This window comes from Pseudarthrobacter sp. KH_020_B (genome assembly GCF_057840185.1).
Genome location: NZ_CM174506.1, coordinates 281,753 through 296,897 on the forward strand (window position 1 = coordinate 281,753; position 15,145 = coordinate 296,897).

General features: G+C 65.4%; 14 protein-coding genes and 1 pseudogene. 12 read left to right on the forward strand and 3 right to left on the reverse strand.

Annotation, left to right across the window (positions count from 1 at the left end; genetic code table 11):
- The first annotated feature begins 3 nt into the window (after positions 1 to 3).
- From folP to AC3IT0_RS01340, 8 genes are read left to right on the forward strand one after another with little or no spacing between them, the layout of a single operon-like run.
- Positions 4 to 924, forward strand: coding sequence for a dihydropteroate synthase (folP, locus tag AC3IT0_RS01305; protein WP_489322037.1), 921 nt, complete (start codon positions 4 to 6; stop codon positions 922 to 924).
- Between the two features lie 11 nt (positions 925 to 935).
- The gene (gene folB / locus AC3IT0_RS01310) at positions 936 to 1,295 is read left to right on the forward strand and encodes a dihydroneopterin aldolase (protein ID WP_489322038.1); all 360 of its coding nucleotides are present in this window, start codon (positions 936 to 938) and stop codon (positions 1,293 to 1,295) included.
- Complete coding sequence (gene folK / locus AC3IT0_RS01315) at positions 1,292 to 1,831, forward strand: 2-amino-4-hydroxy-6-hydroxymethyldihydropteridine diphosphokinase (RefSeq protein ID WP_489322039.1); 540 nt, start codon at positions 1,292 to 1,294, stop codon at positions 1,829 to 1,831. Before folB ends, folK begins: the two co-directional genes overlap by 4 nt.
- A gap of 3 nt (positions 1,832 to 1,834) precedes the next feature.
- The gene (locus AC3IT0_RS01320) at positions 1,835 to 2,368 is read left to right on the forward strand and encodes a DUF3180 domain-containing protein (protein WP_489322040.1); all 534 of its coding nucleotides are present in this window, start codon (positions 1,835 to 1,837) and stop codon (positions 2,366 to 2,368) included.
- Positions 2,349 to 2,861: a PH domain-containing protein gene (locus AC3IT0_RS01325; protein ID WP_489322041.1), complete on the forward strand. Its 513-nt coding sequence runs from the start codon at positions 2,349 to 2,351 to the stop codon at positions 2,859 to 2,861. The genes AC3IT0_RS01320 and AC3IT0_RS01325 overlap by 20 nt, the downstream gene beginning before the upstream one ends.
- Positions 2,858 to 4,426 (forward strand): PH domain-containing protein, encoded by a 1,569-nt coding sequence (locus AC3IT0_RS01330; RefSeq protein WP_489322042.1) that lies wholly within the window; start codon positions 2,858 to 2,860, stop codon positions 4,424 to 4,426. Before AC3IT0_RS01325 ends, AC3IT0_RS01330 begins: the two co-directional genes overlap by 4 nt.
- Entirely contained in the window at positions 4,419 to 5,309 is an 891-nt protein-coding gene (locus AC3IT0_RS01335) for a Rossmann-like and DUF2520 domain-containing protein (RefSeq protein WP_489322043.1), read from the forward strand. Before AC3IT0_RS01330 ends, AC3IT0_RS01335 begins: the two co-directional genes overlap by 8 nt.
- 1 nt (position 5,310) lies before the next feature.
- The gene (locus tag AC3IT0_RS01340; protein WP_489322044.1) at positions 5,311 to 6,240 is read left to right on the forward strand and encodes a 4-phosphopantoate--beta-alanine ligase; all 930 of its coding nucleotides are present in this window, start codon (positions 5,311 to 5,313) and stop codon (positions 6,238 to 6,240) included.
- Between the two features lie 60 nt (positions 6,241 to 6,300).
- Here the strand turns inward: AC3IT0_RS01340 and AC3IT0_RS01345 are convergent, their stop codons facing one another.
- Entirely contained in the window at positions 6,301 to 6,582 is a 282-nt protein-coding gene (locus AC3IT0_RS01345) for a hypothetical protein (protein ID WP_489322045.1), read from the reverse strand.
- A 128-nt stretch (positions 6,583 to 6,710) separates the two neighbouring features.
- On the opposite strand from AC3IT0_RS01345, the gene AC3IT0_RS01350 reads away from it, so the two are divergent.
- On the forward strand, positions 6,711 to 7,343 hold the full coding sequence (locus tag AC3IT0_RS01350) for a TetR/AcrR family transcriptional regulator (protein WP_489322046.1): 633 nt from the start codon (positions 6,711 to 6,713) through the stop codon (positions 7,341 to 7,343).
- Positions 7,344 to 7,365: 22 nt separating this feature from the next.
- On the opposite strand, the gene AC3IT0_RS01355 is transcribed toward AC3IT0_RS01350, so the two are convergent.
- Positions 7,366 to 8,256 (reverse strand): serine hydrolase, encoded by an 891-nt coding sequence (locus tag AC3IT0_RS01355; protein WP_489322047.1) that lies wholly within the window; start codon positions 8,254 to 8,256, stop codon positions 7,366 to 7,368.
- Positions 8,257 to 8,680: 424 nt separating this feature from the next.
- Here AC3IT0_RS01355 and AC3IT0_RS01360 point away from each other — a divergent pair, with 424 nt between their 5' ends.
- From AC3IT0_RS01360 to AC3IT0_RS01370, 3 genes are all read left to right on the forward strand, one after another.
- On the forward strand, positions 8,681 to 9,988 hold the full coding sequence (locus AC3IT0_RS01360; RefSeq protein ID WP_489322048.1) for an IS4 family transposase: 1,308 nt from the start codon (positions 8,681 to 8,683) through the stop codon (positions 9,986 to 9,988).
- 232 nt (positions 9,989 to 10,220) lie between these two features.
- On the forward strand, positions 10,221 to 10,910 hold the full coding sequence (locus tag AC3IT0_RS01365) for a DUF8462 domain-containing protein (RefSeq protein ID WP_489322049.1): 690 nt from the start codon (positions 10,221 to 10,223) through the stop codon (positions 10,908 to 10,910).
- 261 nt (positions 10,911 to 11,171) lie between these two features.
- Positions 11,172 to 13,892 carry a cation-translocating P-type ATPase gene (locus tag AC3IT0_RS01370; protein ID WP_489322050.1) on the forward strand — a complete coding sequence of 907 codons (2,721 nt, stop codon included), beginning with the start codon at positions 11,172 to 11,174 and terminating at the stop codon, positions 13,890 to 13,892.
- Here the strand turns inward: AC3IT0_RS01370 and AC3IT0_RS01375 are convergent.
- Positions 13,886 to 15,090 (reverse strand): annotated as a pseudogene (locus tag AC3IT0_RS01375) (hemolysin family protein). The gene AC3IT0_RS01370 and the pseudogene AC3IT0_RS01375 overlap by 7 nt on opposite strands.
- Between the last annotated feature and the right edge of the window lie 55 nt (positions 15,091 to 15,145).

The window sequence follows — 15,145 nt, forward strand, 5'->3', positions numbered from 1 at the left end:
ACCATGGACTCACTCGCTGCAGCCCCGGGAACCGGGCCCGCAACATCTCCGCTGCCTATCCTGCGCAACCCGCGCCCGGCCGCGAAATTCTCGGACCTGCCCACCGGCCGCACCCTGGTCATGGGCATCCTGAACGTCACGCCGGACTCCTTCAGTGACGGCGGGAAGCACCCGACGGCGGACACCGCCATCGCGGCGGGCCTGCGCATGTTCTACGCCGGAGCGGACATCATCGACGTCGGCGGCGAATCGACGCGCCCCGGCGCGGAGGACGTCAGCCCGGAGGAAGAGCGGCGCCGGGTGATCCCCGTGATCGAAGCCCTGGTCAAGGCGGGCGCCCTGGTCAGCATCGACACCACGCACGCCTCCACGGCCGCTGCTGCACTGAAGGCCGGCGCCGCAATTATCAACGATGTTTCCGGGCTGACCATCGAACCTGAGATGGCCGAGCTCGTAGCCGCATCCAAGGTGCCCTATGTCCTCACGCACCGGCGCGGCGACGCCCGCACCATGAATTCCTTGGCGGAATACCAGGACGTGGCCGGCGAAGTGGTGGCTGAACTGGCCGGAGTCCGCGACAAGCTCTACGCCGCCGGCGTGAGCAAGGAGCAGATCATCGTGGACCCGGGCCTGGGCTTCGCCAAGAACGACGCCCAGAACTGGGAGCTCCTGCAGCACCTGGAGCAGCTGGAAAGCCTGGGGCACAAGGTCCTGGTGGCCGCCTCCCGCAAGCGTTTCCTGGGCACACTCCTGACAGTCGCCGGCAAGTCCGCCGGCCCGGAGGAACGCGACGCCGCCACGGCCGCCATCACCGCGATCAGCGCATTCCGGGGGGCCTGGGCCGTCCGCGTGCACGACGTCGGTCCAAGCCTTGACGCCGTCAAGGTGGCCGCGCGGATGGCCGCCGCCCCTACCACCACCTAGGCCGGGCACCCATGGACAGGATCACGCTGAGCGGAGTCACCGCCGTCGGCCATCACGGCGTCTTCGATTTCGAGCGCCGCGAGGGCCAGCCGTTTGTGGTGGACGCCGTGCTGCACCTGGACTTCGCCAAAGCCGCGGCATCCGACGACGTCCGGGACACCGCCCACTACGGTGAAGTGGCTGAGCGGATCAAGGACTGGATCACGGGGGAGCCGCTGAACCTGATCGAGGCGCTGGCCGTCCGGATCGCCGACGGCCTGCTCGCCGAATTCACCATCCAGGCCGTGGACATCACTGTCCACAAGCCCAAGGCACCCATCGAGGTGCCCTTCGGGGATGTGGCTGTCAGCGTGCACCGGGAGAGGCCATGAGCTCCGGGTACACCAAAGCCGTCCTGGCCCTCGGCAGCAACCTGGGCGAGCGGAACGACACCCTGTCCGAGGCCGTTGCCGACCTGGTGGACCCGCCGGAGGTTCGCCTGCAGGCCGTTTCCCCGGTGGTGCAGACCAAAGCCGTGGGCGGCCCGGCCGGCCAGCCCGACTTCCTGAACATGGTGGTCACCGTGGAAACCACGCTGTCCCCAACGGAGCTGCTGAAGCACTGCCAGGCGGTGGAAAACAAGCACCTCCGCGTGCGTGAAGTGCGCTGGGGGCCCCGGACGCTCGACGTCGACATCATCACCTACGGCGACCTCACCAGCGACGACCCCGTGCTGACCCTGCCGCACCCGCGAGCCGCCGGACGCGCCTTTGTGCTGTATCCGTGGTCGCTGATCGAGCCGGCGGCCACCCTGGGCGGGGAACGCATCAGCGAACTGGCTGCCCGGGCCGCCGACTTTGACGACCTCACCCCGTTCGACGGTTACGGCGACAACGACGGCGTCCCCACAGCCGGGGCGGTCGAGTAACAGGTGAAGCCCATCAACCCTGTCCGCCTGCTGCTGATCGGCCTGGTCCTGACCGTGGCCGGCTGGTCAGCCACCGTGGTGACCACCCGCTACAGCATGGCCACGCCCGTTCTTCCGGCCACGGCGCTGGCCACCATGGGCGTGATCATTGCCATCACATTGATTCTTGGCATCCGGGTACTCCGGTGGCGCAACAGCACCAAACGCAAAAAAGCGCTGGACCCGATCCTGGCCGCCAGGACCCTGGTGCTCGCCCAGGCGTGCGCCTACGCGGGAACCGTCCTGCTGGGCTGGCATGCCGGGATCTTCCTGGACCAGCTGCGGATCTGGAACCTGCGCAGCGACCAGGACATCACCTGGGTGGCCGTCGCCATCGCCGTTGGCGGCCTGGTGATGATCGTCGTCGGCCTGCTGGTGGAGCGGTTCTGCAAGATCCCGCCGGAAGACAGCGATGCGGCCCCCGGTGAGGGGAAACCCGGCCGCGGGGTACGCGGCGAAGCCGCAGGGGAAGGCGAATATGCGTACAGAGGCGATTGATCCGCCGGGCATTACCTGGCAGCGGGTATCCCCGAAATACGTCACGGTGCGGCTGGTGCAGTGGGCCATCGGGAACCTGGTCACGGTGACTGTGCTGACCCTGCCCCTGGTTCTTGTCCTGCTCGGCTGGTGGCGGTGGCCGCCGCTGTGGCTGGCCATCACCGTCCCGGCGGCGACTCTGGTCCTGGCCATCTGGCGGCTGGTGCTGATCCCGCGCCAGGTGCGCGCCATCGGCTATGCCGAGCGCGACGATGACCTCCTGATCCGGGGCGGCATTTTCTTCCAACGGACCATGACGGTTCCCTACGGCCGTATGCAGTACGTGGACATCGGGGTGGGCCCGGTGGAACGCGGGCTGGGACTCTGCACACTCAAACTCCACACCGCCTCACCCGGAACCAACGCCACCATCCCCGGCCTGCCCGCCGCGGAGGGGGCACGCCTGCGCGAGCAGCTCGCCGCCCGCGGTGAAGCGAGGCTGGCAGGGCTGTGACGGCAAACGTTCCGGAGGCCGGCGCGCCGAGTGCGGTTCCGGTAGCGCCCGACGGCGAGTGGCTGCGTGTGCACCCGGCATCCCCGTTTGTGCGCGGCTGGGTGGCCCTGGCGGCCATTGGTTTCGTCTTCGGGCGGGACTATTTCGAACGGTTGCTGCAGGGCCGTCCCCTGTTCGAGGAGGACTTCGCCGGCCGGGCGCCCTGGCTGGTGGCCGGCGGCGGCATCGTTTTGGTGGTGACCGTGCTGGGCTTCATCCTGACCTGGTACTTCACCAAGTACCAGGTCTCCGAAGGGTACGTCAGGGTCAACTCCGGCTTCCTTTTCCGCCAGCAGCGCCAGGCCCGGCTGGACCGAGTCCAGGCCATCGATATCGTGCAGCCCTTCCTGGCCAGGATCTTCGGCCTGGCCGAGCTCAAGTTCGAGGTGGCCGACGCCGGCGAATCGGCCGTCAGGCTGGCCTACCTGCGGATGGACGACGCCCGCCAGCTCCGGGCTACCATCCTGGCACGCGCCGCAGGCGTGGTCCCGGACCCGGCCCGGCCGCACGAGGCCGCACCCGAGGCGCCCGAATATCCGGTCCTGTCCGTGCCGCCGTCGCGCCTTATCGGTTCCCTGCTCCTCAGCGAGCAGAGCTTCTTTGTGGTGCTGGGCGGCATCGCCTCCGTGATCCTGTCCGTCGTGACAGACAACCGGGGCTTCTTCTTCTACCTGATCCCGGCGGTACTGGGCCTTGCCGCCAGCTACTGGGGGTCCTTCAACAAGGGCTACAACTTCACCGCGGCCATTTCGCCGGACGGGATCCGGCTCCGATACGGGCTGCTGGACACACAGGCGCAGACGCTGCCCCCGGGCCGGGTCCAGGCGCTGAGCGTGGCCCAGTCCCCGCTGTGGCGGATCTTCGGCTGGTACCGGATCCAGGTCAACGTGGCCGGATACGGCGCGGCCGGAAGCAACGGCGAGACGGCGTCCCGGACCACGCTGCTGCCCGTGGGCAAGCTGCCCGACGTGATGTCCATGCTCGCCCTCGTGCTGCCGGACCCCGGAACGCCGGAGCCCGGACGCATCTTCGCTGCCGGGATCTCGGGATTGGATTCCGACGGCGGTTTTGTCACCACGCCGCACCGCGGCAGGTTCCTCGCGCCGCTGGGCTGGCGCCGCAATGGCTTTGCCACCACTGACACTGCCCTGCTGATCCGCTCGGGTCGGTGGTGGCGGGAAATGGTGGTGGTCCCGCACCAGCGCACGCAGTCAATGGCACTGCACCAGGGTCCACTCGCACGGCGGTTCGGCGTGGCGGACCTGGTCCTGCACACCACGGCGGGGCCGGTCTCGCCCCGGCTCACCCAGGCCGGGCTTGACGAGGCCCGGGCCCTGTTTGATGCCCAGTCCGCCCGCGCCCGGCTCGCCCGCAAGCGGCAGACCAGCGAGCAATGGCTCGCAACGGTGGTTGAGCCCGCCGAAACCACTGCCCCGGTGATTGAGCCCGCCCCGGTGGTTGAGCCTGCCCCGGTGGTTGAGCCGGTCGAAACCAGTCCCCAACAGGAAGGCCCGCAACGTGGCTAAGCCCGGGCGCCTTGGCGTCGGAATCATCGGTGCCGGGAAGGTGGGTGCCGTCCTTGGTGCGGCATTGCGTTCGGCCGAGCACGCCGTCGTCGGGGTTTCCGCGGTGTCCGATGCCAGCCGCGAGAGGGCGGAAACGCTGCTGCCGGGCGTGCCCATCCTGGAGATCCAGGAGATTGTGGAACGGTCCGAACTGGTGCTCCTGGCCGTGCCCGACGACGCCTTGGCCGGGCTGGTGGACGGACTCGCCAAACTCGGCGCGTGGCAGCCCGGACAGATCGTGGCCCACACCTCAGGCCGATTCGGCGTGGGCGTCCTGCGCCCGGTGCGCGCCGCCGGCGCCATCCCCCTTGCTCTGCACCCTGCCATGACGTTCACGGGCATGAGCCTGGACCTGACACGACTGCTGGACTGCACCTTCGGCGTTACAGCGGACGCCGCGATGCTGCCCATTGCCCAGGCACTGGTGGTGGAGATGGGCGCCGAACCCGTGGCCATCGCCGAGGGGGACCGGACGCTGTACCACACGGCCCTTGCCCATGGCTCGAACCATATGGTCACCCTGGTGGCGCAGGCTTCGCAGCTGCTCCGCGACGTGGGCGTGGACGCGCCGGAGCGGATGCTGGGGCCATTGCTGCGGGCCACGCTGGAGAACGCGCTCGCCTCGGGCGAATCGGCGCTGACCGGGCCGGTGGCCCGCGGTGATGTGGGCACGGTGTCGGCCCACGCCGAGGCGTTGCGGGAGTACGACGCCGGTGCGCACGGCGATGTGCTGGAGGCTTACCTCGCCATGGCCCGCGCCACGGCACGGCGGGCAAGCAGCCGGGGGCTGCTCAAAGCGGATCAAGTGGGGGCCCTTCGCGCGGCCCTGGAAGAGGGAAACTGACATGGCCACGCAATTGGTGACAACTGCCGCAGAGCTCCGGGAGGCGAGTGCCCGGCTGCTGGCGCAGAAGGCCGGCCGGTCCCAGGGCCTAGTGCCCACCATGGGCGCGCTGCACGAAGGGCACGCCCGGCTGGCGCGGACCGCCGTCGAACAGAACGACGTTGTGGTGGCGTCCATTTTTGTGAACCCGCTGCAGTTCGGCGATGCGGTTGATCTGGACCGGTACCCGCGGACGCTCGACGCCGATCTTGCCCTGCTGGAAGAACAGGGCGTGGATCTGGTCTTTGCGCCGCCGGTGGAAGAGGTCTACCCCGGAGGCGAGCCGCTGGTGCGCGTGACCGCCGGATCCCTGGGCGAGAAGTGGGAAGGCGCCTCACGGCCAGGCCATTTCGACGGCGCCCTCACAGTGGTTGCCAAGCTGCTCCACTACGGCATCCCGGGCTCAGGGCTGCCTGCAACCGGGGCCTTCGTCTCCGGGGGCGGCGGGGGGCTGCCGGCGTACCGGGCATATTTCGGGCAAAAGGACGCTCAGCAACTGGCGCTGGTGCGCCGCATGGTGGCGGACCTGAACTTCCCTGTGGAAATTGTTGCCGTTCCCACCGTCCGGTCCGAGGACGGGCTTGCCCTGTCCAGCCGCAACCGGTTCCTGTCCGCGGAGGAGCGCGAGGCCGCCCTGGTGTTGTCACGGGCGCTGCGGCTTCTCGCAGAGCGGGCGAAAGCCCACCAGCCGCTTGATCTGGAATCGGCCCAGGCCCTGGTGGAATCCCAGCCATTGGTGGGACTGGATTACTTCGACGTAGTGGACCCCAGCACCCTTGAGCCGCTGGCCGAGAACTGCCGGAAAGTCCCGTTCCGCGGCGAGGGCCTGGCTCTGATAGCAGCCACGGTGGGGCCGGTCCGGCTGATAGATAACGTGCCGCTCAGCAGCTGAAATGTAGCGCCCGGCGCCGGGCGCATTGTGGACGGCAGCCTCACGCTGTAAGGCCGGCCGTTACAACGTCGATTCACCCTGCGGGTCGCGGTTGAGCATCAGCTGCTGAAGGAGCGCACGTTCGGGCTTGCCGGGGTTCTGGGCAACGCAGCGGCGCAACCTGGCCCGGGCCAGCTCCTCGCCGGGAGCCGTCCCGTGGAGCACTTCATCGATGATTTCCTGCGCCTGCCACCGCAGGGATTCCCGGGCGAAATGCCGGACCTCGGCGGACGCAGCGGTACTTTCTAGCCACGGGTCAGTGTCGTCGCACGGGACAAAATCGTACGTTCGCTCAGCTGACATCGGGGCCTCCTTGCACCAAGTTGACGGGGCCTTTAGGGGGTCCCGTCGGCGTCAAAGCACTGCGTTTGGGAAAACCCTACAGCGAGTAAGACCGGTCTGTCTGCACCTTGAAGTAAACTGTTCCTACGATGACTTCCGATGCAGACCACACTGCAGAACCCGCGCTGTCACCTGCGGATTTACCCGCCGAGGCGGCAGTTTTTCCTGCTGATTCCCGGGGCCGGATACTGGCTGTGGCTTATGAACTGTTCTCCCGCCGCGGTGTGCGGGACGTGGGCGTTAATGAACTGATCGAACGTTCCGGCGTGGCCAAGGCGACTTTTTACCGGCACTTCCCGTCCAAGGACGCACTGGTCCTGGCTTTCCTGGAGCAGCGGGACCAGGTATGGACTGTCGAGGCCATCGTTGGCCAGGCCAAGCTGCGTGGCACTACCCCCACTGAACAGCTCCTGGCCATCTTCGACGTTTTCGGCGACTGGTTCCTGCGCGACGACTTCGAGGCCTGCTCCTTCATCAACATCCTGCTGGAAATGGGGCCGGCGCATCCGCTTGGCCAGGCCAGTATCGACTACCTGGCCAGGATCAGGGGCCATGTGCAGGCCCTCGCGGAGCAGGCCGGACTGGACCGTCCGGAGGATTTCGCCCGGTCGTGGCACATCCTGATGAAGGGGTCCATCGTCTCGGCCACGGAAGGCGACACCCAGGCGGCGAAGCGGGCCCAACAAATGGCCAGCTGGCTGATTGAGCACCACCGCAGCTGACCTCCCCGGCGCGAACGGACACTTAAGCCCCGAACCCCGGACGGCACGGAGTCAACAGCACCTCGCCTAGCGCGTCGGAAAAGAGCTCCGTTACGAACGCCCGCGTCAGATCGTGGATCATTTCCGTGCGTTCGGCCTCGTCGGCGCTATCGGTCCCTTCCGTGAAGATCACCAGCGCATACGCTGCGCCGCCATGTTCCAGGAGGGCCGCGTCATGGAGGTCCCCGCCAAGCTGGCCATATTTGTGATAAACGGTGATGCCGGGCCCCGAGGCGGCGGGGATCAGTTCCTCGTTGTTGGTGTCCCGCATGTACCCCAGCAACTGCGCGGTGTTGCCGGGGTTAAGCAGTTCTCCGGCATACAGCTTCGTCAGGACCAGGGCCACTTCACGGGGAGTCAGCGTGTTGTCTTTTGGATCGTAGGTTACGCCAATCGAGGCAGCATACTGGATCAGCCGCTGGTGGCCGAGCCTGTTCATCAGCAGGAGCCAGGAATCATTGTTGCTGCTATTGATCATGGACTCGAGCTGGAAAGAGGCAGCGTAGTTGCCCAGCGTCTCATCGAGCCGCGCTTCACCGGATTCTACCAGTTTGAGATAGGCCGCTGCGGTGATGACCTTGGCAGTGCTGGCCGCCGTAAAGGCCGCAGTGTCGCCAAAAGTGCGGACCGCTCCATCCGCTGTATCTGCGACGGCCACACCAACGCGGTAGCCGGAGGCCCGGCTGATGATCCTCGCGACACTCCCGTCATCGGCGCCCGTACCAACCTCTGCCATGGTGGCAACCGGCCCGGTCCCGGGGAAGGCGGGAGTTACGGTCCCGGCGAAGGCGGGAGTTGCCGTTCCGGGGACGCCTTCGGCGCGGATCATGGCCGAAGTGACTGCAGCCAGCACAACCACCAAAGCGGCAGCCACCGAAAGTACCAAGGACAAGGGACTTCGGCCAGCGCCGTGGTAGTGGCGGCCTGCCGGATATTCAGGGGAGTACACGTCCAACTGGGGCTCCTGTCTGGCCGCTTGCGCGGTCGAACAATCACAAGAGGCCCCAGCCCCGGCTCATACCTAAGTTCGCTGATTAAATCACACCTGCCGGCCAAGTGACCGCAGCTGACCTCCCCGGCGCGAACGGACACTTGAGCCCCCCCGGATTAGAGGCAATGCCGTTCGGTTAGGCGCCGGAGTTCAGCGTCAAGTCCCGCCGCGTCGGCGTGTTCTCCGGGAAAAGAGGTGTGGCTCCTGTTGAAGTAGTTCGGTCCTCCAAGACTGATCTACCCCACGGGAGCCACGATGTCCGATTCTGCCATTAATCACGCCCCGGAGGTACTCGCCCCCCGGCCACTTGGGTGAGCTGACCCGCGTGGTGCCGTTCGAGATGGTCGATGCCGCCCTCGAGACGGCCGCAGGCATAGAACAACGGGTGCGCAGGCTGCCCTCCCGCGTCGTGGTCTACCTGCTGCTGGCCGGGGTCCTGTTCGCCGACCAGGGCTGGAAACAGGTCTTCTCACGCCTGGACTCCGGACTTCCCACACCCCTGAAGAACCCCACGGCCTCGTCGCTGAGCCAGGCCATGCGCCGGGTGGGCCCGGCGCCGCTGCGCGAACTGTTCACCCTTCTCAAGGGCCCCGCGGCGACCGGGAACCGGCAGGTAACCCGGTTCGCCGGCCGGCTGGTGGTGGCCATCGACGGTACGCAGATCGCCATGGCCGACACCGAGGCCAACCGGGCGAGGTATCCCAAGCCGCGCGGCGGACCCAACGGAGAGGCCGGATACCCCATGCTCCGGATGGTCGCGATCCTCACCGCCGGGACCCGGTCGGTGATCGAGGCGGCCTTCGGCACCGATGCCGTGGGCGAGCTGAGCTACGCCCACCAGATCGTCTCCTGCCTGCACTCGGGCATGGTGCTGCTCGGAGACCGGAATTTCGCCACCTACGCCTTCTGCCGGGACGTGGCCGACACCGGCGCGGACTTCCTCTTCCGGGCCAAATCCGCGGCCACCGCGATGAAACTGCCGGTGCTCCGGCTGCTCCCCGATGGTTCCTACCTCTCCAACGCCGCCGGGCTGCCGGTGCGGGTCATCGATGCCGAACTCACGGTCACCACGGAGAAGGGAACCACCCATGCGGACTACCGCCTGATCACCACCCTCTTGGATCCCCGCCAGGCTCCCGCCCTCGCACTGGTCACGCTCTACCATGAGCGCTGGGAGATCGAAACGGCGTACTGCGAACTGAAGGCCCGGATCCCGGGCGGCCGGGTGCTGCGCGGGCGGCACCCGGGAGCGGTCATCCAGGAAATGTGGACGCTGCTGACCTGCTACCAGGTCCTGCGCATCGCGATGACCGATGTCACCCTGCGGCACCCCGGGGTCGATCCGGACCGACTGTCCTTCGGCATCGGCCTGAGCGCGGCCCGTGACCAGGTCATCCAAGCCCGCGGGATCCTGGCCGGAACCGTGATCGACCTGGTGGGACGCATCGGCGCGGCAGTCCTGGCCGAACCGATGCCCGCCCGCCGGACACGCACCCGGCCCCGGGTGATCAAACGCGCCATCTCCAAGTACCGGGCCAAGGAACGCAACGTCGACCGCCGCACCTACCCCGCGACACTCACCACGAGGATCTTGACACCGGACCCTGCCCTCTAACCGAACGGCATTGGCACTAGGGGAGGCCCTTCACGCTCCACTTGCCGATCTGGCACGGCCGTCAGCAGGGCGGCGGCTACTGAAAGCCCTGAAGACTGCCGTCAGCTTCAAAGCCTCCTATGACCAGAGCGGTACGTGGAACTTCGGCTCGGATCTCACAGGGGCCTCCGGTGGGGGAGCGGACACCGGGGTCCTCGAAACCGACCTCCGCAAGCTCGTCCACGACCTGGCATTGGCTGCGGAAGAGGAGAATGTCGGTCTGGCGATCCTGATTGACGAAGCTCAGGATCTCGATCAGGCCGAGCTCGTGGCGCTCTGCGCAATCGCCCACGCCGCCGCGCAAGATGACTGGCGTGTACTTTTCGCATTTGCTGGTTTGCCGAGCCTGCCCAGAGTGCTCGCCGAAGCGAAGTCCTACGCCGAGCGGTTCAATTACGAAAAGATCGAGGAGCTCCGGGGAGCCGTTGCCTCGGAGGCTTTGACGGTACCGGCAGGCGATGACGGGGTCGAATGGGAGGACGCCGCCGTTGCACTGATCGTCGATGAAAGCGCCGGCTACCCATACTTCCTGCAGCAATTCGGACAGGACACCTGGAATGCCGCAACCGGCGTGAACATCACGTACGACGATGCGCGGGTCGGTGCAGCCAACGGACGTGCGGCTCTGGACAGCGGCTTCTTTCGGGCCCGCTGGGACCGGGCAACCAGGGCCGAACAAAGCTACCTCAGGGCTATGGCCGAAGACGGCGACACGGGAAGCTCATCGGGCGAAATTGCGGCGCGCCTGGGACGAGGCCCGGCCAGTTTCGGCCCGATCCGGGCGAACCTGATTGCAAAAGGTCTTGTCTACGCTCCGGAACACGGTGTCATTGCCTTCACCGTCCCCGGAATGGCGGCCTTCATCCAGCGCCAACCCAAGTGAGCAGTAGATCCTTCACCAACGGCCTTGCGATAGGCTTCCGGAAATTAACGAACGAGTTGCCTGGCACCTGTATCCGCCGTCCTTGGGGCACCATCTGAAAGGGGTCGAAGACGGCTCTGCGCCGTCACAGGTTGTATGCCCTCTGTGGCCGATTGTCACCTTGCCTGATTCGTGCGCTGACCGAACAGGAGACAGACGACTGACCGATAGCCTGAGGTCAGTGCAACCGTGCTGATACGTCTACGGCAAGGATAATTCGCGATGGGTTCCGGCACTATCGAGAAGGATTGGCATACTCGCTCATCGTCCGAGGTTGCAGCGTCCTTGGACGTGGACCCTTCCGTGGGGCTCACGGCCGCGGCCGTGAGTGCCAGACAGGAGAAGTTCGGAGCGAACGTGCTCGCGGACGAGGCTAAAGTGCAGGTCTGGAAGAAGGTTCTGCGGCTGCTTGCAGACAAGATGATTGTGGTGCTCATCATCGCCGCTATTGTCAGTGCGGTCGTCTCCCGGGAATGGGAAACCCCCGTTGTGATCCTGGTTGTGATCGTGCTGAATACAATCCTGAACTATGTTCAGGAGAGCCGGGCTGAGAGCAGTCTCGCAGCTCTGCGGACCATGTCAGTGGACACTTCACGGGTCCGCCGGAACGGCCATGAGGAGGAAGTCTCCAATGAGGAGTTGGTTCCCGGTGACATTGTGGTGCTTGAAGCGGGCGACACGGTTCCGGCGGATGGCCGCCTACTCGAGGCGGCGCGGCTGCAGGTGGCTGAGGCTGCGCTGACCGGTGAATCCCAGCCAGTGGAGAAGACCGGCGTTACCCTGGAAGATCCCGGCCTGCCGCTCGGTGACCGAACGAACATGCTTTTTATGAGCACGGACGTAAGCCGCGGACGGGCCGTCATGGTGGTTACTGGCACCGGCATGTACACCCAGATTGGCAATATAGCGGCACTGCTTGAGGGCTCAGGCGATGAAAGGACGCCACTGCAAAGGCGTATCGGCCAGCTGGCGCAGCTGTTGACCGTCGTTGCACTGGCGGTAGTCGTCGTCGTCTTTGTCTTGGGGCTTGTCCGCGGACAGCCTTGGTCTGAGTTGCTGATCACCGCAGTTTCGCTTGCCGTGGCCACTATCCCGGAGGGCCTGACGGCGGTGGTCGCCTTTACGCTCGCCATGGGCGCCTCGCGAATGGCGCGCCGTGGCGCGATCATCAAACAGCTATCCGCCGTCGAAACCCTCGGCAGCACCACGCATATCGCCACCGACAAGACCGGCACACTGACCCTGAACGAGATGACGGCACGGCGCCTGCACATGATGGGGCGTTCGTTCCGCATCACCGGCCAGGGGTACACGACGGAAGGAAAGATCCTCAGTGGCGACGGCGAGCCACTGCCGGCGATGTCCGACGCCTTGGTTTCCATGGCCCTGTGCAATGATGCCTGGATCCGGGACGGCAAGCTCGTCGGTGATCCCACGGAAGGCGCCCTGGTGGCGCTGGCCGAGAAGGGTGGGATCGATGTTGATGGCGTCCGCGGCAACCACCCCCGGGTGGCGGAAGTGCCGTTTGATTCCGATTACAAGTTCATGGCCACCTTTCACGAACAGAACTTCACCAAGGGAGACAGCACGCCGGCCAGGTTCCGTTGTTTCGCCAAGGGCGCGCCGGGTGTCCTCCTGGAACGGGCGGATTCGATCCTCACGGCCGAGGGCATTCTGCCGCTGACCGACGAGGACCGGACGGCGGTCCATGAGGATGTCGAGGCGATGGCGGCCGAGGGCCTGCGCACGTTGATGATCGCCGGCCGCCGGCTGGACGGCGAGCTGCCCTCAGACGGCGACGAACTGCGTGCCGCTGCGGACCATCTGACCATTTACGCCGTAGTCGGAATTGTTGATCCGCCCCGGGCGGAAGCGGCAGAGGCCATCGCGACTGCCCAGACCGCCGGGATCACCGTGCACATGATCACCGGCGATCATCTGGTCACGGCTTCTTCTATCGCGAGGCAACTGGGTATCCCAGGCGAGGCCGCTTCGGGTTCAGCCCTGGATGATCTGGACGACGCCGAGCTCAACCGGCGTGCCGCTGGATTCGGAGTGCTGGCACGCGTGGCGCCCGAGCACAAGATCCGTGTGGTCAAGGCTCTGCAGCAGGACGGCAATATCGTGGCCATGACCGGCGACGGGGTGAATGACGCGCCGGCGCTGAAGCAGGCGGATATTGGCATTGCCATGGGCATTACGGGCACGGACGTGTCCAAGGGCGCGGCGAAAATGATCCTGACGGACGACAACTTCGCGACGGTTGTTTCAGCCGTCGAGGAGGGCCGCGGGATCTACGCGAATATCATCAAGTTTGTGAAGTTCCAGCTCACAACGGCGTGGGGTTTCGTTCTTATTTTCCTCATTGCCGGGGTGCTCGGTCTCGCCGGCGGGGCGCCGTTCACCGCGTTGCAGATCCTCTGGGTGAACATCATTATGGATGGGCCGCCCGCACTTGCTCTCGGTGTGGATCCAGCCGAGCCGGACATCATGAAACAAAAGCCGCGACCAGCCAACGAGCCGTTGCTGACTCCTAACCGGCTGCTTCGGATCCTGGGACTCGGTGTGGTGATGGCAGCAGGAACCACTGCGGTCCTCGTCCTGGCGCCCGTCCTGTTCCCGGCGAGTTCCACCGATCCGTTGCTGGGGACCACCCTTGCATTCACGACCTTTGTCTTTTTCCAGGTCTTCAATCTGCTCAACGTACGATCGGAATCCGGTTCCGTGTTCGCACTGCAGACCTTCACAAACCGCAGTATCTGGGTAGCCTTGCTGGTTGTGGTGGTCCTGCAGTTCTTAGTCGTTAGCCTCGACGTGTTGCAGCGATTCTTCGGAACTACCGCGCTCAGCTCCACGCAATGGGGACTGGCTCTGCTCGTGGGGTCCTCCGTGCTCTGGGTGGAAGAAATCCGGAAGGCGATTGTCCGGTCCCGGAATCAATAGCTGGATTCTACGCGGGGGTCATTCGCTAGCGTCACTCGGATCCGGCCGATGCGCATTCGATCCATGACGAGCATGGTCAGCGGATGGCCAGATATCTTCACTCTGTCACCGGTTCCGGGCAGGCGACCCAAACGGTCGATGACGAAGCCGGCCACCGTCTCGTAATGGCCGTCTGGCACCTGTATGCCCGACACCGACTCGAATTCCTGCAGGATCAGGCCGCCGTCGACGTCGACAGATCCATCGGTCACTCTCACGCGATCCTCACGTGTGACGATGCCGGCTGTCCCGCCGTACTCGTCCACCACCAGTGCGATGTGGTTGCCCAGTTTGCGCATTCTGGACAGTGAGGGCAGCATCCGATTCGTGCCCGGCAGCGGAAGAAGCTCACGAACAATATCCTTCACCGCCCCTCAAAATGCCCTTCATCCCGGGGCATCATGCCACGGATATTGATCGTCGATGGTCCTGCCAATCACGGGATAGCGCGAATACGGGGAGTCCCTGACCTTGCAGCGGGCATCCGCAACGCTCAGGTTGCCTTCGATGAAGACCACCCTTGGTGCGAGGCCGCATGACCTCCTGCAGCAAACGATCACCGGCTCCAAACACGTCCGTCAGGATGGTGCGGCTACTTTCTTCCAACATCTCGCTCTCGGCGACCATGTCCCAGAGTTCCTCCGAGCTGACGCTCTCCGATTTTGCATTCGGATCGCCGCCAAGCCCGACCATCGCGTTGGTTGAGACGGACAGCAGCCAGATGACCAGTCGCATAATTTACGAGAAGATGATCAACGGCGGAGCCAGAATCTTCGTCAGTCCCACCGCATTCTGCATAGCCAGCCTCTTAGTGCCAGCTCCCCAAGCACCAGGGAAAGGTAGGCCACCAGCAAACGTCATGCCGATAAAGGACACCGGTTCCGACGCGGAGCCCAATCCCAAGCCCTCAAGGAGAGGAGTTACGTCCGGTGCAATGGTGGAGGCACCATAAGCGGCTGAGAAAAAACCGGAAAGTGCCACTCCAATCTGTACGGCTGAGAGGAAACGGTTTGGGCTCCGAGCCAGCTCCGCCGTCCTGGCCCTGACGTATCTGACTATCGCGCAGGGAAACCAGTGCCATTTCCGTGCCGGCGAAGACACCGCCCAACAGCACAAAGAAGAGGATTAACACGAAATTGAGCCGAGTGCCACCAGCCATGAGTCGAAATTACCGAACTCGCGGCACTTTACTGATTGGCGAGCCGGATGAGGTT

Excerpts from the sequence above, each read along its gene's own strand:
- folB (WP_489322038.1), top strand. The coding sequence starts at position 936 with ATGGACAGGATCACGCTGAGCGGAGTCACCGCCGTCGGCCATCACGGC.
- AC3IT0_RS01370 (WP_489322050.1), top strand. The coding sequence starts at position 11,172 with ATGGGTTCCGGCACTATCGAGAAGGATTGGCATACTCGCTCATCGTCC.
- AC3IT0_RS01340 (WP_489322044.1), top strand. The coding sequence starts at position 5,311 with ATGGCCACGCAATTGGTGACAACTGCCGCAGAGCTCCGGGAGGCGAGT.
- AC3IT0_RS01325 (WP_489322041.1), top strand. The coding sequence starts at position 2,349 with ATGCGTACAGAGGCGATTGATCCGCCGGGCATTACCTGGCAGCGGGTA.
- AC3IT0_RS01350 (WP_489322046.1), top strand. The coding sequence starts at position 6,711 with ATGACTTCCGATGCAGACCACACTGCAGAACCCGCGCTGTCACCTGCG.
- AC3IT0_RS01345 (WP_489322045.1), bottom strand. The coding sequence starts at position 6,582 with ATGTCAGCTGAGCGAACGTACGATTTTGTCCCGTGCGACGACACTGAC.
- folK (WP_489322039.1), top strand. The coding sequence starts at position 1,292 with ATGAGCTCCGGGTACACCAAAGCCGTCCTGGCCCTCGGCAGCAACCTG.
- folP (WP_489322037.1), top strand. The coding sequence starts at position 4 with ATGGACTCACTCGCTGCAGCCCCGGGAACCGGGCCCGCAACATCTCCG.